The organism is Corynebacterium uberis, assembly GCF_020616335.1.
GTDB lineage: Bacteria > Actinomycetota > Actinomycetes > Mycobacteriales > Mycobacteriaceae > Corynebacterium > Corynebacterium uberis.
On sequence record NZ_CP085051.1, the window covers coordinates 1,109,150 to 1,134,077 of the forward strand.

General features: G+C 65.4%; 20 protein-coding genes and 1 tRNA gene. 16 read left to right on the forward strand and 5 right to left on the reverse strand.

Annotated elements, in window-relative coordinates; translation table 11 throughout:
- Positions 1-4 precede the first annotated feature (4 nt).
- Complete coding sequence (locus LH390_RS05180) at positions 5-1,081, forward strand: D-alanine--D-alanine ligase family protein (RefSeq protein ID WP_227282303.1); 1,077 nt, start codon at positions 5-7, stop codon at positions 1,079-1,081.
- Here LH390_RS05180 and LH390_RS05185 read toward each other — a convergent pair.
- Positions 1,062-1,946, reverse strand: coding sequence for a DUF3515 family protein (locus LH390_RS05185; protein WP_227282302.1), 885 nt, complete (start codon positions 1,944-1,946; stop codon positions 1,062-1,064). The genes LH390_RS05180 and LH390_RS05185 overlap by 20 nt on opposite strands.
- Positions 1,947-1,975: 29 nt before the next feature.
- On the opposite strand from LH390_RS05185, the gene LH390_RS05190 reads away from it, so the two are divergent.
- From LH390_RS05190 to LH390_RS05220, 7 genes are read left to right on the forward strand one after another with little or no spacing between them, the layout of a single operon-like run.
- Positions 1,976-2,935 (forward strand): thiamine-phosphate kinase, encoded by a 960-nt coding sequence (locus LH390_RS05190; RefSeq protein ID WP_227282301.1) that lies wholly within the window; start codon positions 1,976-1,978, stop codon positions 2,933-2,935.
- Between the two features lie 4 nt (positions 2,936-2,939).
- Entirely contained in the window at positions 2,940-3,602 is a 663-nt protein-coding gene (locus tag LH390_RS05195; RefSeq protein ID WP_227282300.1) for a uracil-DNA glycosylase, read from the forward strand.
- Entirely contained in the window at positions 3,596-4,924 is a 1,329-nt protein-coding gene (locus LH390_RS05200) for a DAK2 domain-containing protein (protein ID WP_227324394.1), read from the forward strand. Before LH390_RS05195 ends, LH390_RS05200 begins: the two co-directional genes overlap by 7 nt.
- Positions 4,925-4,928: 4 nt before the next feature.
- The gene (locus LH390_RS05205) at positions 4,929-7,022 is read left to right on the forward strand and encodes an ATP-dependent DNA helicase RecG (RefSeq protein WP_227282298.1); all 2,094 of its coding nucleotides are present in this window, start codon (positions 4,929-4,931) and stop codon (positions 7,020-7,022) included.
- 10 nt (positions 7,023-7,032) lie between these two features.
- Positions 7,033-7,611: a 16S rRNA (guanine(966)-N(2))-methyltransferase RsmD gene (gene rsmD, locus LH390_RS05210; RefSeq protein WP_227337397.1), complete on the forward strand. Its 579-nt coding sequence runs from the start codon at positions 7,033-7,035 to the stop codon at positions 7,609-7,611.
- Complete coding sequence (coaD, locus tag LH390_RS05215; protein WP_227282296.1) at positions 7,608-8,090, forward strand: pantetheine-phosphate adenylyltransferase; 483 nt, start codon at positions 7,608-7,610, stop codon at positions 8,088-8,090. Before rsmD ends, coaD begins: the two co-directional genes overlap by 4 nt.
- Positions 8,091-8,849 (forward strand): sulfite exporter TauE/SafE family protein, encoded by a 759-nt coding sequence (locus tag LH390_RS05220; protein WP_227282295.1) that lies wholly within the window; start codon positions 8,091-8,093, stop codon positions 8,847-8,849. It begins immediately after the preceding gene.
- 43 nt (positions 8,850-8,892) lie between these two features.
- Here LH390_RS05220 and LH390_RS05225 read toward each other — a convergent pair whose 3' ends face one another.
- Complete coding sequence (locus tag LH390_RS05225; RefSeq protein ID WP_227282294.1) at positions 8,893-9,255, reverse strand: hypothetical protein; 363 nt, start codon at positions 9,253-9,255, stop codon at positions 8,893-8,895.
- 880 nt (positions 9,256-10,135) lie between these two features.
- Here LH390_RS05225 and LH390_RS05230 point away from each other — a divergent pair.
- Positions 10,136-11,203, forward strand: coding sequence for a tyrosine-type recombinase/integrase (locus LH390_RS05230; RefSeq protein ID WP_227282293.1), 1,068 nt, complete (start codon positions 10,136-10,138; stop codon positions 11,201-11,203).
- A 13-nt stretch (positions 11,204-11,216) separates the two neighbouring features.
- Here the strand turns inward: LH390_RS05230 and LH390_RS05235 are convergent.
- Positions 11,217-11,293, reverse strand: a tRNA-Leu gene (locus LH390_RS05235).
- A gap of 123 nt (positions 11,294-11,416) precedes the next feature.
- Between LH390_RS05235 and polA the strand changes: the two genes are divergently transcribed.
- Positions 11,417-14,020 carry a DNA polymerase I gene (gene polA / locus LH390_RS05240; RefSeq protein ID WP_227324396.1) on the forward strand — a complete coding sequence of 868 codons (2,604 nt, stop codon included), beginning with the start codon at positions 11,417-11,419 and terminating at the stop codon, positions 14,018-14,020.
- Here the strand turns inward: polA and LH390_RS05245 are convergent.
- Positions 14,017-14,760 (reverse strand): class I SAM-dependent methyltransferase, encoded by a 744-nt coding sequence (locus LH390_RS05245; RefSeq protein WP_227282291.1) that lies wholly within the window; start codon positions 14,758-14,760, stop codon positions 14,017-14,019. The genes polA and LH390_RS05245 overlap by 4 nt on opposite strands.
- A gap of 307 nt (positions 14,761-15,067) precedes the next feature.
- On the opposite strand from LH390_RS05245, the gene rpsA reads away from it, so the two are divergent.
- The 6 genes from rpsA to LH390_RS05275 all read left to right on the forward strand — a co-directional run bounded on the left by rpsA (position 15,068) and on the right by LH390_RS05275 (position 22,599).
- Positions 15,068-16,522 (forward strand): 30S ribosomal protein S1, encoded by a 1,455-nt coding sequence (rpsA, locus tag LH390_RS05250; protein ID WP_227282290.1) that lies wholly within the window; start codon positions 15,068-15,070, stop codon positions 16,520-16,522.
- Between the two features lie 245 nt (positions 16,523-16,767).
- Entirely contained in the window at positions 16,768-18,825 is a 2,058-nt protein-coding gene (locus LH390_RS05255; protein WP_227337398.1) for a glucose PTS transporter subunit IIA, read from the forward strand.
- A gap of 10 nt (positions 18,826-18,835) precedes the next feature.
- Positions 18,836-19,414, forward strand: a complete 579-nt coding sequence (gene coaE / locus LH390_RS05260; protein WP_227282288.1) for a dephospho-CoA kinase — start codon at positions 18,836-18,838, stop codon at positions 19,412-19,414.
- Between the two features lie 49 nt (positions 19,415-19,463).
- Complete coding sequence (uvrB, locus tag LH390_RS05265) at positions 19,464-21,566, forward strand: excinuclease ABC subunit UvrB (RefSeq protein ID WP_227282287.1); 2,103 nt, start codon at positions 19,464-19,466, stop codon at positions 21,564-21,566.
- A gap of 84 nt (positions 21,567-21,650) precedes the next feature.
- Positions 21,651-22,103: a universal stress protein gene (locus LH390_RS05270; protein WP_227324397.1), complete on the forward strand. Its 453-nt coding sequence runs from the start codon at positions 21,651-21,653 to the stop codon at positions 22,101-22,103.
- Positions 22,104-22,155: 52 nt separating this feature from the next.
- Positions 22,156-22,599 carry a universal stress protein gene (locus LH390_RS05275; RefSeq protein WP_227282285.1) on the forward strand — a complete coding sequence of 148 codons (444 nt, stop codon included), beginning with the start codon at positions 22,156-22,158 and terminating at the stop codon, positions 22,597-22,599.
- Positions 22,600-22,690: 91 nt separating this feature from the next.
- On the opposite strand, the gene LH390_RS05280 is transcribed toward LH390_RS05275, so the two are convergent.
- Positions 22,691-24,922: a HelD family protein gene (locus LH390_RS05280; protein WP_487249688.1), complete on the reverse strand. Its 2,232-nt coding sequence runs from the start codon at positions 24,920-24,922 to the stop codon at positions 22,691-22,693.
- Positions 24,923-24,928: the final 6 nt, after the last annotated feature.

A 24,928-nucleotide genomic window follows, 5' to 3' on the forward strand; every position in this document is an offset into this window, starting at 1 on the left:
CACCATGCCCCAAGACAGAATCCGCGTCGCCGTCATCTACGGCGGAATGAGCACGGAACACTCCATCTCCTGCATCTCCGCCGCCGCGGTGATGGGCCACCTCGACCGCGAAGTCTATGACGTCATCCCCGTCGGCATCACTGCCTCCGGGACGTGGACCGTCGGCGTGGATGACCCCACCGCGGGCTGCGCGCCGGGCACCCTGCCGCAGGTCCCGGACGACGGCCAGGAGATCACCCTCAGCCCCGCCCCTGCGCGGCGCGGCCAGCTCTGCCACGCCGATGGCACGGTGTGGCAGCAGGTTGACGTCATCTTCCCCGTGTTGCACGGCCCCTTCGGTGAGGACGGCACCATCCAGGGTCTCTTTGAGCTCTCCGGTGTGCCCTATGTGGGCAACGGGGTGCTGGCGTCTGCCTGCTCGATGGACAAGGAATACACCAAGAAGATCAGCGCCGCCGCGGGCCTGCCGGTCACCCCTGAGGTGGTGGTCCGAGACCGCGGGCAGCTCAGTGACAAGGACCAGCAGCGCCTGGGCCTGCCGGTCTTTGTCAAGCCTGCTCGCGGTGGGTCGTCCATCGGGGTATCCAAGGTCACGGATTGGTCCGCGGTCCCCGCCGCCATCGATGCTGCCCTGGCGGTGGACTCCAAGGCCATCGTCGAGGCCGAGGTGGTGGGCAAGGAGGTCGAGGTAGGGGTGTTGGAATACCCCGACGGCCGGGTGGTAGCCTCCGCGCCCGCCTTGCTGCAGGGCACCGGGGACTCCCCGGAGGGCTTTTACGGCTTTGACACCAAGTACCTGGACAATGTGGTCTCCGCGCAGATTCCGGCAGATCTGCCGGATGAGACCATCCGCCAACTCCAGGAGATGGCGGTGCGCACCTTCCACGCCCTGGACTGCCGCGGCCTGGCGCGCGTGGACTTCTTTGTCACCGACTCGGGCCCAGTGCTCAATGAGATCAACACTATGCCCGGATTCACCGCGGTGTCCATGTACCCGCAGGTGTTTGCGGCCGGCGGCGTGGACTACGCCCAGCTGTTGGACATCATGGTGCGCACGGCCCTTAACGCGCCGCGCCGGTAGCAGCCGCGTGCACCACGGCCCGCCCGATGCGCACCAGCGGCTCGTTGCCGGCGGCCGGGGAGGCAGCCACCGCCAGGCCGGGGGAGCGGCCCACCGTGTAGGAGACCGCGCCCTGGGTAAACCAGGCGACGTCATCAACCTGTGTCAGGCGTACTCCCGGCTGGTAGGTGGGGGGAAGCTTCACTCCGCAGCGCGCGACAATGGGCTCGGTGGGGCGCGGGTCTGAGTCCGCGGCGGCCCACACCACGGTGGTGGGGTCGGTCTGGGTGGCGTTCATGACGCCGAGGTCGCGCGGCAAGGAGGCGAGCACCGCGGCGCAGCCTGCCGTATCCGGCGTGGCCACGTTGCTCAGCGGTGCCGGACCGGGGGCGCGCTCCACGCGCGCCATCGCGCCGAGGGCGGCGCTGAGGTCCGCGGTGGGATCCTGCGCGGCGGTTACCGCCACCACCTGGCTGCGGTCAACCGCATACCACGTCGCCCGGGAGGAGTCCGTGGGATCGGCGATGGTCAGCCAGCGCACCGGCTGGCTGCCGTGGGCGGCGACGTCGTGGGTGGGCATCAAGGCGGTGTATTGGGGAGGAACCTCCACGCCGCAGCGCAGGGTGGTCTCGCTTCCCCAGGCGGCCGCTCCGGCGGGTGCGGGGTCGGCCAGCGCGGAGCGGGGGTGGCCGGTGACGGTGCGGGGGAGGGCGTCGAGAAGCTGTGTGCACTCCTGGCTGTCCGCCCCCGGCGCGTCCACGTCGGCCAGGGAGACCGGCTGGTTGGACACCACCCGGGCGCCGATGATCACCCCGGCGACCATGGCTAAGGCGAGGGCAAGGGACAGGTAGATTGGCCACCGGCTAAATTTGTCACCATCGCGCATGGCGTTTCATTCTAGTGAAAGGACGTGGCATGCCCACCATCGGTGAGCTAGGCGAACATGAGGTCATCCGCCGCATCCGGGCCCTGGCCCCCAGCCCAGTTAACGGAGACGACGCCGCCGTCCTGCCCGTGGGCTCCACCAACTCACGCACCGTGGTGGCAACGGACACGCTGGTCCAAGACCGCCACTTCCGGCTCGACTGGTCGTCTCCCCACGACATTGGCGTGAAAGCAGTGACCCAAAACTGCGCAGACATTGAGGCGATGGGGGCGCGTGCCACCGCCGTTCTGCTCGCGCTCAGCGCCCCGCCGACCACCCCGATGGACCTGGTTGCCGGCATTGTCACCGGGATGCATGATGCGCTCGGCGCCTACCCCGCCCAGCTCGTCGGCGGCGACCTGACCACCGCGCCCACCCTGATCCTCGGGGTGACTGCCGTGGGCAGCCTGGGCGGCAACCTTCCCGCCCTGGGGCTCGACCGCGCCCGCCCCGGCCAGACCCTGGTGGCCACCGGGACAATCGGATACTCGGCCGCCGGATTGGACCTGCTGCGCGCCTATGGTCCCCACGACTTTCCCCCAGAGTTTGAGGAGCTGCGCCGGGCGCACTGCGCTCCGGTCCTGTGGCCTGGGCGTGGGATGATGGCGCGCGCCACCGGGGCGACCGGGGCCACCGACAACTCTGACGGCCTGCTGGCAGACGTGGGTCACCTCGCGCGCGAATCCGGCGTGGACATTGATCTCGACGCCGCCGCCCTCGCCCCCGATGACCTGCTCACCGCGGCGGCGGACCTGCTCAGCTGCGACCCCTGGGACTGGATCCTCGGCGGGGGAGAAGACCACACCATCCTGGCTACCACCGCCGCCGCCATCCCCTCGGGCTTCCGCAAACTAGGAACAGTCGGCCGCCCCCGCACCGCCGGCACCCCCGGGGCCGTCACCATCTCCGGTCAGGACCCGCAGCCCCACACCGGGTGGGTAAGCTTCTAATACCATGAACCTTCCCGTCCACGAATCCTGGAAGCCGGCGCTCGCCCCCGTCGAAGACGCCATCCACCGGATGGGGGATTTTCTCCGGGAAGAAAACCGCCGCGGGGGATACCTGCCTGCCGGCCACGACGTGCTGCGCGTCTTTAGCTACCCCTTCGATGAGGTCAAGGTGGTCATCATCGGCCAAGACCCCTATCCCACCCCCGGCCACGCCATGGGGCTGTCCTTTTCCACTCAGCCCGGGGTCCGGCCCCTCCCGCGCAGTCTGGCCAACATCTTCACCGAGCTGTCCGACGACCTGCACATCCCGCGCCCCGTCGACGGCGACCTGACCCCGTGGTCACGCCAGGGTGTGGCCCTGTTCAACAGGGTTCTTACCGTCGCCCCCGGCAAGGCCGGATCCCACCGGGGCAAAGGCTGGGAGGAGATCACCCAAGCCGCGCTCAGCGCCCTTGATGCCCGCGGCCTGCCCCTTGTGGCCATCCTGTGGGGCCGAGCCGCCCAATCCGCCCGGCCCTTCCTGCCCCACGCCCAGTGCATCGAGTCCCCCCACCCCTCGCCGCTGTCTGCCAGCCGCGGATTCTTTGGCTCCCGGCCCTTCAGCCGCGCCAACCAGCTGCTCACCGAACAGGGCGCACAGCCCATCGACTGGCGGTTGCCGTGCTAACCGGGCCCGAGTTACTCCAGCGGGCGCGCCACGCCCACGCGGAGCTGACCCAGCACGCCGCGGAGCTCAACGCGCTCAACGTTTTTCCCATTGCTGACGGCGATACGGGCGATAACATGCTGGCCACCATGGCCGCGGCCCTCCAGGCGGCCGACGCCGCCACCGCGGCCGCGAGCGCTGCGGGGGCGACGCCATCCGCGCCCGAGGTCGCCCGCGCGCTGGCGACCGGGGCGGTGCGTGGCGCGCGGGGCAACTCCGGGATGGTGCTCAGCCAGGTATTGCGCGCCGTGGCAGAGGCCGTAGTAGAGGGCCACGACCCGGCCGCGGGGCTGGCCCGCAGCGTCGAGTTTGTCACCGAAGCGCTGGCAGACCCCGTCGAGGGAACGGGCTTAAGCGTTCTGCGCGCGGCTGCCACAGCCCCGGCGGGCGCCCCGCTGGCCGCGGCCGATCACGCCCTGCGCGACACCGCCCGGCAGCTGCCGGCGCTGGGTGGGCGCATCGACGCCGGCGCCTGGGGCCTGGTGCTCGTGCTCAAGGCGCTGCTGGGGCCGGACACCCTGGACCCCACCACGGGAGGGGCTGCCGGCGCCGCGGGACAGCGCACGCCGGAGGCGTGGACCAGCCACGCACCCCACGCCGGGCAGGCCTACCTGGAGGTCATGTTCTACTTCCAGGGTGCAGAGGAGACCATCCAGCGCCTCGAGCAGGCGCTGTGCGCCATGGGCCAGGCGCTCGTTGTCGCACGGACGGGGGACAGCGCGGCCCAGGTGCACATTCACACCCACCAGGCAGGACGCGTCATTGAGGAGGCCTTTGGCCTGGGCGAGGTCAGCGATATTCGCATCGAGGTCCTGCCGCTAACCCAGCGCCCGGCGCTTGTCGCCGCGGCGCCACGCGGGTCTGTTGCCCGCCTGTTTGCGGAGGCCGGCGCGGAGGTCATCGACCCCGGGCAGCGCCCGCGGCCGGACGCAATCTACCTGCCCAACGGGCTGGGACACACCGCGCAGGAGGACTCCCAGCTCGTCGTGCCCACCGAAAGCCTGGTGGAAGGCATCGCCGCGGTGGCGGTGTTTAACCCGCAGTTACCCGCCGCGCAGGCTGCGGCGGTGATGCGGGAGACCGCCGCGGGAGTGCGCGTGGCTCGGGTGGAGGACGTCGATAAGCTTGATGCAACCGCACGCGGGCTGCTGCGCCCCGGCGACGAGCTCATGACCATCCTCGTGCGCCCCGACGTGGCGGTAGAATTGTCTGACCTGGGAGTAGAAACCACCGTCTATCCCGCGGACAATCTAGATTCGGTGGCGCAGATCGGGGTGGAATAGTTCAATGTTGGGGTTTCGTGATACCCGCGACCTCGCGGAGGTTCTTCCGGCCAAAGAATGGCGAGCCATGAAAAAGAACCTGGGGGTAGACACCTGCCAGGACCTTATCGACTGGCTGCCCCGGACCTACTCGCGCAACGGCGCGCAGGTGGGAATCACCGACGCCACCGAGGGCGAACTGGTCACCTGCATCGGACACGTCGTTGACGTTTCCGCCCACCGCGCCAAAAACGGGGTGTACATCACCGAGGTCACCATCGACGACGGCCAATCGCGCATCCGCGCCACCTTCTTTCGCAGCACCTGGATCCAACGTGCCCTGCCCCGGGGAACGCGCGCGATGTTTTCCGGCAAGGTGAAAAAGTTCCGGGGGCAGGTCAGCCTCCAACACCCCTCCTACCTCACCCTGCCGGACGCACCCACCGCCTACACCGGTGCCGCCACGGTGACGGACATGTTCCGCTACGAACCCGGCGACGACGTCGCCCAGGCCCTCGCGCAGCGCGAATACATTCCCATCTACCCCATCCGCGCCAAAGCAACCTCCTGGCGCATCATGGAAGCGGTAGACACCGTCCTGGAGACCCTGCCGCCCGTGCCGGAGCCCCTCGACTTCGCCCCCGCAGACCTGCCCACTTTCGACGCCGCCCTGCGCGGCATCCACCACCCCGGCCCGGAAGGGCCGGACCCGCACCTGCGCCGCTGGAAATACAACGAGGCCTTCGCGCTGGCCTGCGTCATGGCCCTGCGCCGGGCAGATACTGACCACCGGCGCGCCCACCCCTGCCCGCCGGCAGAATCCGGGGCGCGCGCCGAACTGCTCGCCGACCTGCCCTACGAGCTCACCGACGGGCAGCGCGCCGTGCTCGAAGAAATCAGCGCGGATCTTACCCACACCCGGCCCATGACCCGCCTGCTGCAAGGCGAAGTCGGCTCCGGGAAAACCATCGTCGCCCTCGCCGCCATGCTCCAGGCAGTCGACGCCGGCTACCAATGCGCCTTCCTGGCACCCACCGAAGTGCTCGCCGCCCAGCACGCCGCCACTCTGCGCGACCTGCTCGGCGACCTCGACGTCACCGTCGTGGTGCTCACCGGCTCCCTGCGCACCAAGCAGCGCCAGCAGGTGCTCCTGGACATCGTCGCCGGCAACGCCGACATCGTCGTGGGCACCCACGCGCTCTTCCAAGACACCGTCGAGTTCTTTGGCCTTGGGCTCGTGGTGGTCGACGAACAACACCGCTTCGGGGTCGAACAGCGCGAAAGACTCCGGCTCAAAGGCGCAAGCACCACCCCACACCTGCTGGTCATGACCGCCACCCCCATACCCCGCACCGTGGCCATGACAGTCTTCGGAGACCTGTCCGTATCCACCCTGCGCCAACTTCCCGGCGGCCGCCGCCCCGTGCACACCTACGCCGTTCCGGTGGACAAGCCCGCCTGGCTGGAACGCACCTGGGTGCGCATCCGCGAAGAAGTGGCCAAAGGCCGGCAATGCTACATCGTCTGCCCCCACATCGACGGCCCAGGTGGCGTCCTTGACGTCGCCGAACAGGTCCTTCCCGAACTCCGCGTGGCACCCCTGCACGGGCGCATGTCCGCCGAAGAAAAAGAAGACACCATGCGCCGCTTCGCCGACGGTGACATCGACGTCCTGGTCTCCACCACCGTCATCGAAGTCGGGGTGGATGTGCCCAACGCCACCGTCATGATGATCATGGAAGCCGAGCGCTTTGGCATCTCCCAACTCCACCAGCTCCGCGGGCGCGTAGGCCGCGGCGGCCACGAATCCCTGTGCTTTTTGTGCTCAGCCTCCCAGGACCCCCACGTCCACCGCCGCCTCAACGCCGTCGTGGCCACCACCGACGGCTTCCGGCTTGCCGAACAAGACCTCCTGCTGCGCCAAGAAGGCGACATCCTGGGCACCGCCCAGTCCGGCACCGAACGCAGCGTCAAGGTCCTCGACGTCCTCGCCGACGCCGATCTCATCGAACAAGCCAACCGCGACGCCGCCGCACTCGTCCAGCGCAACCGCGCCCTCGCCCAACGCTGCGCCGCCGAAATCGCCCCGGATGAACAGGAATTCCTCGACAAAAGCTAATCTTGGCGTCATGGCACGCATCATCTCCGGCCACGCCCGTGGCCGCAAGCTCAAAGTCCCACCGGAAGGAACCCGCCCCACCTCCGACCGCGCCAAGGAAGGCCTCTTCTCCTCCCTCCAAGTCCGCTTCGGCTTCGGAGGACGCACCGTCCTCGACCTCTTCGCAGGATCCGGGGCCCTGGGACTCGAAGCACTCTCCCGCGGAGCACAATCCGTTGTGCTTGTCGACGCCGCCCGCGCCGCCACCGCAATCATCCGCCACAATGCGCACACCGTCGGCCTTCCCGGCGTGACCATCGAAGAAGCCGTCGCCTCCACCTACGTCGCCCGCGCGCCGCACAATCACTTTGACATGGTGCTTGCCGACCCTCCCTACGACCTCGATGACACCGCCATCGCAGAGATGGTGCGCGCACTCATCCCCACCCTGCGCCCCGGGGCCGTCGTGGTCATCGAGCGCCACAAAGACTCCGCGCCCACCGACTGGCCCGACACCCTGGTACCCACCACCCAGAAACTCAAGAAACGAACCTACGGCATCGCCCGCATGGACATGGCCGTCTACACCCCCGAAGAGGCAGAACAATGAAGGTCGTATGCCCCGGATCCTTCGACCCGATCACCATGGGCCACGTCGACGTCATCGAACGCGCAGCCGCCCACTTTGATCAAGTCACCGTGCTGGTCACCGCCAACCCCAACAAAAACACCGGACTATTCACCGTGCCCGAGCGCGTGGAACTCATCCACGACAGCATCGACCACCTGCCCAACGTGGTGGTCGACTCCTGGGGCGGGCTCCTCGTCGACTACACCAGCGCCCACCGCATCACCGCCCTGGTCAAAGGCCTGCGCTCCTCGCTGGACTATGACTACGAACTGCCCATGGCACAAATGAACCGCCGACTCTCCGGCGTGGACACCTTCTTCCTGCCCACCAACGAAAAATACGGCTACGTCTCATCCACCCTGTGCAAGGAAGTCGACCGCTACGGCGGAGACCTCAGCGGACTGCTTCCCGCCCACGTCATCGCGGCGATGAAAGCCAAACGGCAGGAAACCCGCTAAGTGACGGCGCTGACCATCCTCATCATCGCCGGGGCCGTCGCCCTCGGCGCATGCTCGCAACGCGCCTCCGGCATGGGCATGGGCATAGTCGGCGGGCCCATCGTCAGCCTGGTACTCGGACCCGCGACCGGAATCCTGGTCATCAACGTCATCGCCTGCGTCAACGCCATCATCCTGACCTGGGGTGCGCGCCGGGAAGTCTCCTGGAAGCGATTCGGGCTCATCGCTTCCATGCTCATCGTGGGGGCAATCCCGGGGGCGTGGCTGGTCAGATCGGCCAACCCGGCCCTCCTGCAGGTACTCGTGGGCCTGGCAGTCCTTGCTGCCCTAGGTTTGGTCACCTGGGGCGCGCGGCTCGTGCCCACCCCGCGCGGGCCCGTCCCAGCCCTGTGCGCCGGGGCAATCGGCGGCTTCATGAACACCCTGGCTGGCGTGGCCGGGCCAGCCATTACTGTCTACGCCCAGGCCGCCCGCTGGCCTCATGTGATGTATGCGGCCACGCTCCAGCCGATATTTATGGTCTCCGGGCTGCTCTCCGTGGTGGTCAAGACCGTCGGCGGCGCAGGCAGCCTGGCGGATGTCAGCCTGTGGCTATGGCCCGCGGCTGCTGTGGGGATGGTGGCCGGTATCGCCGCCGGGCGTGCCGTGGCAGGAAGGATCACCCACGCGGTAGCCCATCGCGCCGCGCTGACCCTGGCCGTCGCGGGGGCCGGAGCGGTGGTGGTCAGGGGAGCCCTGGCCTGGTGGGCCGGAGTATAGGAGTATCGGGGCCCCGCTGGGCCCGCGGGGGTGTGGTGAGTTGCTACTTCACCACGGCGTGCTGCTTGATCCAGAAGTGACCAAGCTCATCCTTGTAGATGGTGTCGCCGGCATGCGCGGTCTCATACTCGTTGACGCGCAGCTCGGTGAGGTCACGCGTTTCAGCGGTGGGCTTGACAAACTCTCCGCCGGCGAACCAGGCCTCAAAGGCGTCCTTCGACGTGGAAGATCCGGAGAAGACGTGCTCTTCAACCTGTGAGGCGCTGGTGGCAGTGGCGGCGGTGGCCGCAACGTCCCCGGAGGGCTGGGCGGTCTGGGCGACAGCGACGGCACCGGCTGCGGTGGCGGCGAGGCTGGCGGCGGCAGCGAGGGCAGCAGTGGCGGTGGAAAGGCGACGCGGAGTCATAGGTTTCTCCCTGTAAGTTGGCTCGTACGGATCGAAATGGTCAATGAAGATGTGGGCCAAGTCTACGGGGGTACCTCTTGGGCTGCAAGGGTCTGCGCTCGGTGTGTTATGTGCACGAAGGCGCCGCTTGGGGATCTACGCTTCCTCGCGTCAACTGAGTCACTGTGACGGTTTCCTGGCGGACCAGCACTCCCGGGCGGGTGCGTTGCTTCGAAGGTGCCCTTCCGGTCTCGCAGGCAGTCTATACTGAAAGAAAAAATATGGTAAGCGATAAACACGCTGTAAAAAATGGTCCACAAATCTACCCCTAATACTGAAATGTAGCTTCGGTGCAGCACCATGGGAGATGGTACTATGCCGTGCAGGAATATCCCTGGTTGCTTGTACAAACGCGATAGAAAGCTTTCAAAACTTGCGAATAGACTCTTATCAGCGGACGTGTTGGTGGGCCCTTACAGAATGACCTACCGGGAAAATGTGCCGAGAACCAGGACTTATAATAGGGCACCTAAACAACGCCCCCAGCACCGCCTCATACCCCCGAAGGGGGAGGGGCGAGCTGCGCGGTACCCCGCGGTTGCGCACACTGGGATGATGACAAAGTCAACGCATCACGTTTTTGTTCCCGGCCGCGACCTAGGCGGTGCCGTCTTCTCGTTTGCTCGTGCACGCGTGGGTACACGGTGCCCGTCCGGAGCACACCGTCGACGCGGTTGGGGTGGCCCCACGCCACTGGCCGGGCTCCGCGCGCGATCCGTGGGGAGGCGTTGTGGCGCGGCATAGGCAGCCTGGGAGTTTTTGGGTTGATGATCTGTGGGTGCGCAGCCGCGGTGGCGGGCATACGGCGCGCTATGGGGTAGGAAAGCGCTGGCGTGCGTGTGTGGTCTATCCCGCACCGGTGGGCCTGCGCACTAAGGCGTTTTCTAGGAAGGCTGATGCTCAGCGCTATGCCGCGGACGAGGCGGCCCGGGCGTTGCGCGGCAGCGGGGCGGCCACGTTGCTGCGCGGGTTGACCGTCGGGGAGGTCTACTCCTGGTGGTTCGAGGAGGCTCAGCGCAAGGTGGAATTGGGGCGGATGAAAAAGACCTCGTTGGTCGATTACCAGAGCGTGTGGAAGAACCATGTGAAACCGGTGTGGGCCGATGAATGGGTAGGTGATATCCGGCAGTCGCAGCTGCAGCAGTGGGTCGATGCCCAGCTGAAAGCAGGCTGTGCGCCCAGCGCTCTGCGCAAAGCTAAATCCCTTTTAAGTCAAATATTTAAAAAGGCAGCCTCCCAGGGGTGCTTGGAAAACAACCCTGCCGCCGGGGTGGAGGTGGCCCAGCCGCGGCGCCGCGAGCCCGTGGTGCTGGACCCGCGGGAGGTGGAGGCCCTGGCGCGGGAGTGCGCGCCGTATGAGGGGCTGGTGCGCTCCTTTGCCTATGTGGGGTGGCGCTACGGGGAGGCGACGTCGTTACGCATCGGCGATGTGGACTTCAGCGCGGGACGGGCTCGGGTGTGGCAGACGGATTCCGGCGGGACCACCAAGACGCGGGCTGCGCGCACGGTGGCGCTGCCGCGGCGAGTGGTGGCCGATATGCGCCCGCTGTGTGCGGGCAGGGCGGCACAGGAGCGGGTGTTTGTGAGTCGGCGCGGAAAGCGGCTGTGGAACCAGACCTTCCATGAGCACGTCTTCGACCCGGCGAAGATCCGTTTGGGGCGCCCTGAGCTGCGGATCCATGATCTGCGCCATTTTGCCATCACCACGATGATCGGTGAGGGGGTGCCGCTGCCGGTTATTCAGGCGCAGGTGGGCCACGCGACCCCGACGATGACCCTGGGGGTGTACGCGCACGTGCGGGAGCGGGATCTTGGACAGGCGGCACGGGTCATGGACGAACTGGTGTCTACTGTGTGTTTACCGCCGCTGGATTCCCCTTCGCCCCCGCTGCCGCCGACACCCCTGTGACCTGGCGGTTTAGTGGTGCCCCCGGTGAGACTCGAACTCACACTGAACGGGTTTTGAATCCGTTGCCTCTGCCAATTGGGCTACGGGGGCGTTCACCGTTGAGGACCCTGCGGGTGCCGTAACGGCCGGGGGATAGTCTAGCCCACCGGGACGCCGGAGGGTAAATCCGGCGGTGGGCACCGGCACCCAGGCGCCTGACATAGACTCGTGGGCATGCCTGAGACCCCTGATGATTCTGCCGTGTCCGCGTCGAATTCCACGGACACGCTCCTGCTGATCGACGGCCATTCGATGGCTTTCCGCGCCTTTTATGCCCTACCTGCGGAGAAGTTCTCTACCGCAGGGGGCCAGCACACCAACGCCGTGTATGGGTTTTTGCAGATGTTGTCGGGCATCCTGCGCGACGAGCAGCCCACGCACGTGGCGGTTGCCTTTGACGTGGGCCGCAAGACCTTCCGCACGGAGATCTTCCCGGAGTACAAGGCGCAGCGCGATGCCGCCCCGGAGGAGTTTCGCGGCCAGGTGGGCATCATTCAGGAGGTCCTGGAGCTGCTGGGCATTACCACCTTGACCAAGGACAACGTGGAGGCCGATGACATCATCGCCACCCTGGCCACCCGCTCGACGATGAATAACCTGCTGGTCACCGGGGATCGGGACTATTTCCAGCTGGTCAATGACCACACCACGGTGCTCTATCCGGTCAAGGGCGTGTCCACCATGGTGCGCTATACCCCTGAGATGGTGGAGGAAAAGTATGGGCTGACCCCCGAGCAGTACCCGGATTTTGCCGCCCTGCGTGGGGATCCCTCGGACAACTTGCCCGGAATCCCGAAGGTGGGCCCGAAAACCGCCACCAAGTGGATTGTGCAGTTCGGCAGCCTCGATGAGCTGCTGGACCACGCCGAGGACGTGAAGGGCAAGGTGGGGGAGTCCCTGCGCGAGCGCATCGATCAGGTGCGCCTGAACCGCCAGCTGACGCAGATGATCACGGACCTTGACCTGCCCGTGGGGCCGGAGGATCTGGCCCGTCGTAGTGTGGATCCTGCCGCGGTGGCGGAGAAGTTCGATGAGCTGCAATTCGGCACAGGCTTGCGCGAGCGGGTGCTCGCGGTCGTGCCCACCACAGGGGAAGCCGCGCCGACGACTGAAGCGCTTATCGACGTCTCCGTGGTCACCGATGTCTCCTGGCTCACCGACTGCGAGGCCGCCGCGGTCTACTGCGACGGGCAGGAGACGCTGGCGTTTGTCTCTACCGATCATGAGGGCCTGGTGGTCAACCTCGGTGAGCTGGATGCCGCGGAGGAAAAGATCGTTGCGCAGTGGCTGGCCGGCCCGTCCCAGGTGATCGCGCACGGCGGCAAGAAGCTGATCGCGTTTCTGCGCGAGCGCGGCTTGGAGCTGGTCGGATTGAGCCACGACACGCTCATCGCCGCCTACCTGCTGCGCCCCGGCCAGCGCACCTATGAGCTTGCCGAGGTCTGCCAGCGCCATCTCGCCCAGGCCGTGGACGAGGACCCGATTTCCCAGGCGGCGGCCATTGTCCGGCTTGCGGAATCCCTGACGCAGCAGCTCCTCGAGTTGGGCATCTACGAGCTCTATTCCGACCTCGAACTGCCCCTCGTCAGCGTCCTGGCGCAGATGGAGGCCACCGGCATCGCCGTGGATCACAGCGTGCTGGAACGCCAGCTAGACAGCTTCAACGATGAGGTGGCCACCCAGGAACAGGCGGCCCGGGACTTAGCTGATGACCCCACCCTCAACGTCTCCTCGCCCAAGCAATTGCAAACGGTGCTTTTTGAACACCTCGGGTTGCCCAAGACAAAGAAAACAAAGACGGGCTACTCCACGGCGGCGAAGGAAATTGAACAACTGGCGGTCAAACACCCGCACCCCTTCCTGGAACACCTGCTGGCCTACCGCCAATACCAGAAGCTTGCCTCAACCCTGGAGGGCCTGATCAAGGCCATCGAGCCGGACGGGAGGATTCACACCACCTTCAATCAGACCGTGGCCTCCACCGGGCGTTTGTCCTCGACGGACCCGAATTTGCAGAACATTCCGGTGCGCACCGCTGCCGGGCGCACCATTCGCTCCGCCTTTGTGGTGGGCCAGGATTTTGAGACCCTCCTGACCGCGGATTACTCCCAAATTGAAATGCGAGTCATGGCCCACCTTTCCCAGGATCCGGGCCTGATTACCGCTTATCAGCGCGGCGAAGACCTGCATGACTTTGTCGGTTCCCAGGTTTTTGATGTGCCCATCGACGGCGTGACTCCGGAATTGCGCCGCCGGGTCAAGGCCATGTCCTACGGGCTGGTGTATGGCCTGTCCGCCTACGGGTTGTCCCAGCAATTGGGCATCCCCGCGGGGGAGGCCAAAGATATCATGGCCGCCTATTTTGAGCGCTTCGGCGGGGTGAAAAACTACCTGGACACGGTGGTCGAGCAGGCGCGCCGCGATGGCTACACGGCAACGCTTTTTGGCCGCCGCCGCTACCTGCCCGAGCTGACCTCTACCAACCGCGTGGCGCGCGAAAACGCGGAACGCGCGGCACTCAATGCCCCGATTCAGGGAACGGCAGCGGACATCATCAAGATCGCCATGCTGCGGGTGCACCGGCGGTTGCGCGACGAGGGCGTGGCCTCTCGGGTGCTGCTCCAGGTTCACGATGAACTCGTCGTCGAGGTTGCGCCGGGAGAGCAGGAGACCATCCGCCAGTTAGTCGTGGAGGAGATGGATTCCGCGATCACCCTGCGGGTGCCCCTCGAAGTGTCTGTGGGGGTGGGCCCCAACTGGGACGCGGCGGGCCACTAGTCGCCGGGCTGCGCGCTCTTCTGGGCGATGAAGATGGCCGTGCCGGGAATGACTGCGCCCCGCTGCGGTGACCACTGGCCCCAGGTGGTGGACAGCTGCGCGGGCCACGTGGGCTCCAGGACGTCGATAAGCGTCATCCCGTTGCCGCGCAGTGCGCGGATGTAATCGCCGAAGCTGTGGTGGTACTCCGCGTAGGTCAGGGTGCCGGCGTCATCGTATTCCTCGTAGGCGTGCTCGAAATAGCTGTGCGCCACCTGCAAGGTGGTGGGGTCATCGGCAAAGACCCAGCGCATGGGGTGGGCCACGGAAAACACGCAGCGCCCACCGGGGCGCAACACGCGGGCGACCTCAGCGAATGCCGGGTTGAGGTCCGGCAGGAAGGGAAACGCGCCGAAGGCGGAAAAGACCGTATCGGCGCACCCGCTGGCCAGGGGCAGCGCCAGGGCATCGGCCTGCAACCGGGGCACCGTCGGGTCCGGGCAGTGGGCCAGCATTTCGGCGGAAATATCCAGCCCGATGGCCAGGCGAGCGCGGCCCTGCAGCCAGCGCGTGCACGGCGCGGAGCCGCAGCCCACCTCGACGATGACGGCGTCGGAGGTGTCCCCGAGGAGCCCGGCGGTGGATTCGTGAAGCATCTCGGGGCACCAATAAAACGATGCTAAGTACTCCGGGTGTGCGCGGTGGTAGGACGCAGCGTCAGCGTCCCACCAGAGTTGATTCGCGGCGGATGCTGCGTGCATGGGGTGAGAGTCCTTTTGCCTGAGGGAAGAATCAGCGGATGATGTGCTGACAGGGTGCGGTCCGGTAGTGCGAAAATCGAGGCGCAACACGGCGTGTCCTACGCTTGATTCTGCTCGAATGCGGGGGTAGGGTTGTGCCCGCGTGTCTACGTTCGAGTTCGGCCTGCCTTGATAGGAGGGCGGCCCGGATTGTCGGCCGGGATCACCAGATCATCACTATCTAGCCGCTGTGCTGGGGATCTGCGTGAGAGACGCGCACCTCTGTCCGTCTACTAGATCCTATCTCAACCCCGGAGCACCAATACATATGCCCAATTCCAACGTCCCTCAGGTAGCCGTCAATGACATCGGCTCCGCTGAGGATTTCCTCGCCGCGGTCGACCAGACCATCAAGTACTTCAATGACGGCGATATCGTCGAAGGCACCGTGGTCAAGGTCGATCACGATGAGGTCCTGCTTGACATCGGATACAAGACCGAGGGCGTCATCCCGTCCCGCGAGCTGTCCATCAAGCACGATGTTGATCCCGATGAGGTCGTCGAAATCGGCGACCAGATCGACGCCCTCGTCCTCACCAAGGAGGACAAGGAAGGCCGCCTGATCCTGTCCAAGAAGCGCGCGCAGTACGAGCGCGCGTGGGGCGCCATCGAGGAGCTCAAGGAGAAGGACGAGCCGGTTACCGGTACCGTCATCGAGGTTGTCAAGGGCGGCCTCATCCTCGACATCGGCCTGCGTGGCTTCCTGCCGGCCTCCCTGGTGGAGATGCGCCGCGTCCGCGATCTGGAGCCCTACATCGGCCAGGAGATCGAGGCGAAGATCATCGAGCTGGACAAGCACCGCAACAACGTGGTGCTCTCCCGCCGCGCGTGGCTCGAGCAGACCCAGTCTGAGGTCCGCTCCGAGTTCCTGCACCAGCTGCAGAAGGGCCAGGTCCGCAAGGGTGTGGTCTCCTCCATCGTCAACTTCGGCGCCTTCGTCGACCTGGGCGGTGTGGACGGCCTGGTGCACGTCTCTGAGCTGTCCTGGAAGCACATCGATCACCCGTCTGAGGTTGTCACCGTGGGCGATGAGGTCACCGTCGAGGTTCTTGACGTCGATCTCGACCGCGAGCGCGTCTCCCTGTCGCTCAAGGCCACCCAGGAAGACCCGTGGCGCGTGTTCGCCCGTACCCACGCCGTCGGCCAGATCGTGCCCGGCAAGGTCACCAAGCTCGTGCCCTTCGGCTCCTTCGTCCGCGTCGACGAGGGCATCGAGGGCCTGGTGCACATCTCCGAGCTGGCCCAGCGCCACGTGGATGTGCCGGACCAGGTTGTCTCCGTCGGCGAAGAGGTCATGGTCAAGGTCATCGACATCGACCTGGATCGTCGCCGCATCTCCCTGTCGCTCAAGCAGGCTGATGAGGACTACTCCGAGGACTTCGACCCCTCGAAGTACGGCATGGCCGACTCCTACGACGAGCAGGGCAACTACATCTTCCCCGAGGGCTTCGACGCCGAGACCAACGAGTGGCTCGAAGGCTTCGACGCCCAGCGCGAAGAGTGGGAGGCCCGCTACGCGGAGTCCGAGCGTCGCTTCCAGCTGCACACCGCGCAGATCGAGCGGCACCGTGCCGCCGCTGCCGATGCCGCCGAGCAGGCCGCGACCAACTACTCCTCCGAGACCTCCGATGCAGCTCCGGCATCCGAGGTTGAAGAGCACACCGGTTCGCTGGCTTCCGACGAGCAGCTCGCTGCGCTGCGCGAGAAGCTTGCCGGCAACTAAGCGCTCACCGGTGGTGCCCTAGCACCACCTGGAACGCCCAAGGCGCAGACCACCCAGCGTGGTCTGCGCCTTGTTGTGTTTTCTGTGAGAGTGGGGGTTTACGGAAAGAACACTGTCATTGAAGGCGTGGTTTTGTGTGAGTTGGTGTGGTTTAGCGTGGGAGTTGGTGTGCTCTTTGTGGATACGGGCAGTATACTCATCAGACGTTCTGTGTCGTTGACTCTGAAAGGTATACGACTTCCATTATGGCGTCTCAGACGACAACGACGTCTCAGCACATCATCGACCACATCGGTGGTGCTGACAACGTCGCCTCACTCACGCACTGCGCCACGCGCCTGCGTTTCCAACTCGTCGACCAGTCGAAGGTCGATGTCCCGCAACTCGAATCGGACCCGGCCGTGTTGGGCGTGGTCAAGCAAGGCACCACGGGCCTCCAGGTGATCATGGGCGGAGGGGTTGCCGAATACTACAACGGCATCATGCGCGAACCGGGCATGGCCGCCGCCGGCGAAAAGAAGGCCGCCGCCCCCGCCAAGAAGGAATACGGCGGCATCCGCGGCAGGTTCGGCTGGGTGGACTACGCCTTTGAGTTCTTGTCCGATACCTTCCGCCCCGTGCTGTGGGCGCTGCTCGGCGCCTCGCTGATCATTACGCTGCTGGTCCTTGCGGATACCTTCCACATTCAGGACTTCCGCATGGATCTGCATGAGCAGCCGCCGGAGTTCCAATTTGCCCACGCCATGTGGCGCTCCGTGTTCTACTTCCTGCCGATCATGGTGGGTGCCACGGCCGCCCGGAAGCTCGGCGCCAATGAGTGGATTGGTGCGGCCATTCCGGCCGCGCTGTTTACCCCGGAGTTTATGGGGATGAAGGACTCCGCGCGCGAGGTAGCCACCGCGGTGGAGGGCCAGTCGACCTTCGTGGTGGACTTCTTTGGCCTGCCCATGTACATCCAGGATTATGGCGGACAGGTCTTCCCGCCCATCCTGGCGGCAATCCTGCTGTATTTCCTGGAAAAGGGATTGAAGAAGACCATCCCGGCCTCGGTGCACATGGTCTTTGTGCCCTTCCTGTGCCTGCTTATCCTCATCCCGTTGACCGCACTGGTGGTTGGCCCGTTTGGCATTTATATCGGTAACGGCATCGCCGGCCTTTTGGCGTGGCTCAATGACCTCTCACCGTTCATTTTGTCCGTGGTGGTCCCGCTGCTGTACCCGTTCCTGGTGCCGCTGGGCCTGCACTGGCCGTTGAACGCCATCATGATCGTCAACATCAGCACGTTGGGCTATGACGTCATCCAGGGGCCCATGGGCGCGTGGAACTTCGCCTGCTTCGGAGTGATCTTCGGCGTGTTCATCCTCTCGCTCAAGGAGCGCAACCGCCAGATGCGCCAGGTCTCCTTCGGCGCGACCATGGCCGGCCTGCTCGGCGGCATCTCCGAGCCGTCTCTCTACGGCGTGCTGCTGCGTTTCCGCCGCTCCTACTACCGGCTGCTGCCGGGCTGCCTCATCGGTGGTGTTGTCATGGGCTTCTTTAGCATCAAGGCCAACGCCTTTGTGTTTACCTCGCTGCTGACGGTCTTTGCCATGGATCCGCTGCTGGGCTACTGCCTGGGCATTGCGGCGGCCTTTGTCACCTCCTTCCTGCTGACCATCACGCTGGATTACCGCACCAAGGAGGAGCGCACGGAGATGCGCGCCGCCATCGCGGCGGATCAGGCTGCGCACGCAGAACAGGAGCAGGTCCACGAGCCGGCCGCTGTGGCGAGCGCACCCGCAGCCGGTGCGGCGGACGAGGCTGCGACGGCGTCGGCACGCGAAGCTGGTGCGGTGACCACCGTGGATGCGCCGATGGCGGGAACCATCGTGGCGCTTGCCGACGTCCCCGACCCGGCCTTTGCGGCAGGGGCACTCGGCCAGGGCGTAGCCATCGAACCTTCGGGGGATACCGTGGTTGCTCCCGCAGACGGCAAGATCATCGCGGTTCCTAAGTCCGGTCACGCGGTGGGTCTGCGCCTGGATAACGGCATTGACATGCTCATCCACATTGGCATTGACACGGTCACCATGAACGGCGAGGGCTTTGAGGTTCATGTGGCCAATAAGCAGCGGGTGTCCGCCGGCGAGAAGCTGATCACCTTCGATCGAGAGAAGATCGCGCAGGCAGGCTTCCCGGCCATCACCCCGGTGCTGGTGTCCAACACCAAGAAGTTTGCATCCGTCACGGCGGTGGCCTCCGGCGAGGTGGCTGCGGGTCAGCCCATCATCGAGGTGACGGCAAAGAGCACCGTCGACGCCTAGACTGGGGTCCATGATCATTGGACTTACTGGCGGGATCGGCAGCGGAAAGACAACCGTTGCCGATCTTCTGCGTTCTCACGGTTTTCGTATCGTCGACGCCGACCAGGTGGCCCGCGAGATCGTGGCCCCCGGCAGCCCGGTGCTCGACCAGCTTGCCCAGGCCTTCGGGCAAGACATCCTCGACGGCGATGTGCTCGACCGCACCGAGCTGGCCCGCAGGGCGTTCGCCGACCCGGAACACACCGAGCTGCTCAACACAATCACTCACCCGTGGATTGAGGCGGAGACCTCACGGCAATTCGCCGATGCCGGCGATGAGACGGTGATCTATGACATGCCGCTGCTGGTGGAAAAGGGCCTCCACGAGGACATGGACTACGTGGTGGTCGTTGACGTGGATGCGGAAGAGCGGGTGCGCCGCCTCGTGGAGCTGCGGGGGCTGGGGGAGGATGACGCGCGGCGCCGGATCGATGCCCAGGTTTCCGACGAGCGCCGCCGCGAGGTGGCCGACTTTATCATCGACAATAACGGCCCGGTAGACGCCCTGGCTGAGCAGGTTGACCAGCTTGTAGAGCGCATCAGCAGCTAGGGGTAGCGGCGACTGTAAGTCGCACATTAGTACGGGTAGCATCGGGGGCATGGCTTTTGCTGCTGAGCATCCCGTCCTGTCCCATTCGGAGTTCCGTCCCGTCGGCGAAGTCGAACGCACCGACGGGCGCTTTGAGGTCATCTCGGACTACCAGCCCGCCGGCGACCAGCCTGCCGCCATCGCGGAGCTGGATCGGCGGCTGCGGGCGGGGGAGCGCGACGTGGTGCTCATGGGGGCGACGGGCACCGGCAAGTCCGCCACGGCAGCGTGGCTAATTGAACGCCAGCAGCGTCCTACCCTGGTGATGGCGCCCAATAAGACGCTTGCGGCACAGCTGGCCAATGAGCTGCGCCAGCTGTTGCCCAATAACGCGGTTGAGTATTTTGTCAGCTACTACGACTACTACCAGCCGGAGGCCTACATAGCGCAGACGGATACCTATATTGAAAAGGATTCCTCTATTAACGAGGACGTGGAGCGGCTGCGGCACTCCGCCACCTCGGCGCTACTGTCCCGCCGTGACGTGGTTGTGGTTTCCTCCGTGTCCTGCATTTATGGCCTGGGCACGCCGCAGTCCTATTTGGATCGCTCCGTGGTGCTTCGGGTGGGTGAGGAGGTGGAGAGAAACAGATTCCTGCGCCTCCTGGTAGATATCCAATATGACCGCAATGACGTTGCCCTCCAGCGCGGGGCGTTCAGGGTGAAGGGTGACACGGTAGATATCATCCCCGCCTATGAAGAGGTGGCGGTGCGGGTGGAATTCTTTGGCGATGAGATTGACTCCCTGTACTACATTCACCCGCTGACCGGGGAGGTGTTGCGGCAGGTGGAGGAGATCCGTATTTTCCCGGCCACCCACTACGTCGCCGGCCCGGAGCGGATGGAAAAGGCGGTGGCGGATATCAAGGAGGAGCTGGCGCACCGGCTGGCGGACTTTGAAAACCGCGGCAAACTCCTGGAGGCCCAGCGCCTGCGCATGCGCACGGAATACGATCTGGAAATGATCGAGCAAGTCGGTTTTTGCTCCGGTATTGAGAACTACTCGCGCCACATTGACGGCCGGGCCGCGGGTTCAGCCCCAGCGACGCTCATCGACTATTTCCCCGAAGACTTCCTCACGATTATCGACGAGTCCCACGTCACCGTCCCACAGATCGGCGGCATGTATGAGGGCGATATGTCGCGCAAACGAAATCTGGTGGAATTCGGATTTCGGCTGCCATCCGCGGTGGACAATCGGCCACTGACGTTTGACGAGTTCGAGGATCGCGTGGGGCAGACCATCTACATGTCCGCAACGCCGGGAGACTTCGAGCTGGCCGCATCCGGCGGCGAGTTTGTGGAGCAGGTCATCCGCCCCACGGGCCTGGTGGATCCCAAGATCGATGTGCGCCCGACCTCCGGGCAGATCGATGACCTGATGGAAGAGATCCGGGTCCGCGCCCAACGCAACGAACGCGTGTTGGTAACCACGCTGACTAAGAAGATGGCCGAGGACCTGACGGATTACTTCCTGGGCAACGGCATCCGGGTGCGTTATTTGCATTCGGACATCGATACGTTGCAGCGCGTCGAATTGCTGCGCCAGCTGCGGCTTGGGGAATATGACGTGCTGGTGGGCATCAACCTGCTGCGCGAGGGCTTGGACCTGCCCGAGGTGTCATTGGTGGCCATTTTGGATGCGGATAAGGAAGGCTTCTTGCGCTCGGATCGTTCGCTGATTCAGACGATTGGCCGCGCGGCCCGCAACGTTTCCGGTGAGGTCATCATGTACGCGGATTCGGTGACGGACTCCATGCGCTACGCCATTGAGGAGACGGAGCGGCGCCGCGAAAAGCAGATCGCCTACAACACAGAGCACGGCATTGATCCGCAGCCGTTGCGCAAGAAGATCGCGGACATCTTGGACCAGGTGTATGAGCGCGATTCTGCAGACGACCAGGGCGCGGCGACGGGCGATCCGGTGCGCGTGGTGGAGCGCCCAGATACCACCGCCATGCCCGCTGAACAGGTACAAAAGCTTATCGACGACCTCACCGCGCAGATGGGTGCCGCCGCACGGGAGTTGAAGTTCGAACTCGCCGGCCGGCTGCGCGATGAAATAGCGGATCTCCGCAAGGAACTCCGTGGTATCAAAGAGACAGGCATGTAAAATCCCTGGGTACCGGAGGTTCCCGGGGACTAAGCCGGTACTGCAGCCTTTCTTCCCTTCAGAGACGACAAGGACACCACAATCATGATCACCTATAACACGATCGCCGCCGGAACAGATGGCTCCGATACTGCGTTGATTGCCGTGCGTCACGCAGCGAGCCTTGCCCGCGTCTATGAGGCCAAGCTGGTGCTGATCTGCGCCCACTATGAGGCCTCCGGGGACGTGCTCAACTCTCCCGGAACGGAATCCGTGCAGGTCCCCGTGGTCAGCGATACGCTCGCGGACCGCTACCTGGAGGAAGCAAAGCAGGCGGCCGTGGAAGAAGGCGCCGGCACCGTGGAGGTGGTCAAGGTCGAGGGAGCCCCGGTCACCGCATTGAGCTCTGCGGCTAAGGAAGCCGGGGCGGAACTGCTGGTGCTGGGCAACCGCGGGATTCACAGCTTGGCCGGGCGCATCTTTGGAAATATCCCCACGGGCGTAGCTCGCAAGTCCACTATGGATGTGATGATCGTCAATACTGAGGGCCGCGTCTAGCGAACGTTGATAGACTTGGACTCGGTATTTTTCTGACTGTGAGGAAGGTTCAATGAGCGACTACTACAAGAAGATCGTCGTTGGTACGGATGGGTCCAAGTCCTCGATGCTTGCCGTGGAGCGTGCCGCCAAGCTGGCCGCCGCCTTCGGCGCGCAGCTGATCATCGGATGCGCCTACTACGAGAACAAGGAGGAGGCGTCCAAGACCCTCCGCCAGGATTCTGTGACGATCCTCGGTGATGATCCTGCTCAGGAGAACCTGAACAAGGCGAGCGAGTTTGCGCAGCAATGCGGGGCTGCGGACGTGGAGACCGCCATTCGGCGCGGCACTCCGGTCCAGGCCCTCATGGAGATTGTCAATGAGAATGACGCGGACCTGCTCATCGTGGGCAACCGCGGCATCAACTCCCTGACCGGCCGCCTCCTGGGCTCCGTGCCGGCCGACGTGGCACGCCAGTCCGACTGCGACGTCATGATCGTGCACACCGTGAACTAGCACGAGCGCACGCACACCAGGGCTTCCTGGAACAACCGCGGATCTTCGGCGCCAGCAGCGCCACAAGAGAAGATCCGCGGTTGTGCGCGTTTTAGCCCCGGATGGTCAGTGACTGCGTCGCGCGAGTCACCGCAACGTAGAGGTCCTGGAGACCCTGCGGGGACGCGCTGACGATGTCCCCGGGGGCGTCGACAAGCACATGATCAAACTCCAGCCCCTTGATGGAGGCGACGTTTGCGGCATTGATCACTGTCACCGGCCGCCCGTCTGCGGGGGTGGGCACGGGCGCCCCGGCCGGGAGGGTGCGCACCGGGTGGCCGGACTCGCGGATCGCCTGCGCGGGCGTGGCCTGCGGGTCAATCCGCGCGAGAATGTCATTGGCATAGGCGGTGACCTCGGCGGGGGTGCGGTAGTTGATGGTCAGGCGGTGGGTGCGCAGCCGCGAGCCCACGAAGGGGGAAAGCGCCGCCTCCCAGGAGTCCACACCCGCGGGGGCGCTCGTCTGCGCGGGATCGCCGACCAGGGTCATCCAGCGGTTGGGGCAGCGGCGAAAGACCATGCGCCACTCCATGGGGGAGAGCTCCTGGGCCTCATCCACAACAACGTGCCCGTAAGCCCAGGTGCGGTCGGCGCGGGCCCGCTGGGCGGTGCTGCGGTCATCGCGCGTTTCCTGGCGGGCGGCAAGGCCTGCGGCGTCGATGACGTCGTGGGCGGAGAGGTATTCGGCGTCGAAGGCGTCATCGTCATTGTCGGTGGCCTGGGAGCCTTCCAGGATGTCCAGGGTCTCCTGGGCCTCCAGGATCTCGGCGGCATCATCGGCGCCATCAGGGCTTGGCGTGCCGTCGGCGTCTGGGCGCGCGGAGGGTGGCAGCGGGCCGAGGAGTTCAGCAAGCTCGTCGAGCAGGGCGGCGTCGCTGTCCGCCCAGCCGGGCTGGTGGCGCAGGAGCGCGGCCCGGGTTTCCTCGTCATAATCGTGGGCGGCGCGGGCGATGCGCTGCGCGTCCGTGAAAAGACCCTGGGCAAGCTGCTCAGGGGTCAGGGCCGGCCAGAGCTCCTCGACGATGAGATCAACGTCTGGTTCTGCGTCGAGGTCATCATGAAGCTGGTCCACATCCGCCGCGGACAGGAGGTTCTTTCCGCCGAGCGGGTCGGCGCCGATGGTTTCTGCAAGCTGTGCGGCCAGCAGGTCCAGCAACGCGTCGCGGAAGACGGCGCGCGCCTGATTGTGGGGTCGGCGGGAGCGGCGCGCCCGCGTGCGTGCCCGGCGGACCATATCCTGATCAACCGTCAGGCTCAGCGACCCGGTGCGCAGCGTCAGTGGGGCGCCGGGCAGCTCCTGGCGATCGCGCACCGCCTCGGCCAGGATGGTAGCCATCTCCGCGGAACCCTTGATCTCCCGGGTGAGGGGATCCTCGCGCAGCGTCGGGGCAAAGGGCGCGGCGACGCCGGGGTAGAGCTGGGAGACGGTGGACAACACCACGCCGGTCTCGCCGAGCTCGGGCAGGACGTGTGAGATGTAGTCCAGGAAGGTGGAATTGGGGCCCACAATGAGCACGCCGGTGCGGGCGAGCTGTTCGCGCCACGTATAGAGCAGGTAGGCCACCCGGTGGAGCGCCACGGCGGTCTTGCCTGTGCCGGGGCCGCCTTCCACGACCATCACCCCGCGGGTGTTATCGCGGATGATCTCATCTTGTTCGCGCTGGATGGTCTCAACAATGCTGGCCATCCTGCCGGTGCGCGGCTGATTGAGCGCCGCCACCAAGGCGGTCTCCCCGGCAACGCCCAGCCAGTCCTCCTGCTGAGCTGCATCCTCCGGTGCCGCGCCGACGTGCTCATCAGACACGTCAGTAACCATGCGTCCGTTGGTGCGAATGTGGCGGCGCAGGGTCACGCCCTCCGGGTGCGCGGTGGTTGCCAGGTAGAACGGGCGGGCCATCGGGGCACGCCAGTCCACCAGGAGTGTGCGGTAGGAATCCGCACGGTCGTCCAAGCCCATCCGGCCGATGTAGCGGCGATCCAGCTCGGGGTTGCCCGGCACGGGATTGTCGCCTGGGGCTGCAATATCGATGCGCCCGAACACCAGCCCAATCTGGGCCAGGTTGAGGCGGTCGAGTTTGGCGCCGAGCTGGTGGTATTCCGTCTCGCGCTGAACCAGGGCTTCCGCCTTGGGATTAGCGGGATCCAGGTTGCGGGACACATCCGCTAAACGACGCCGCGCCGTGGCAACCTCCGCATCAAGGCGAGAAAAGAGCATGTCCACATATGCTTGCTCGTGGTGGATAGCGTCATCATGTCCGCGATCGTGGAGACGATCCGAAGTCACAGTCGA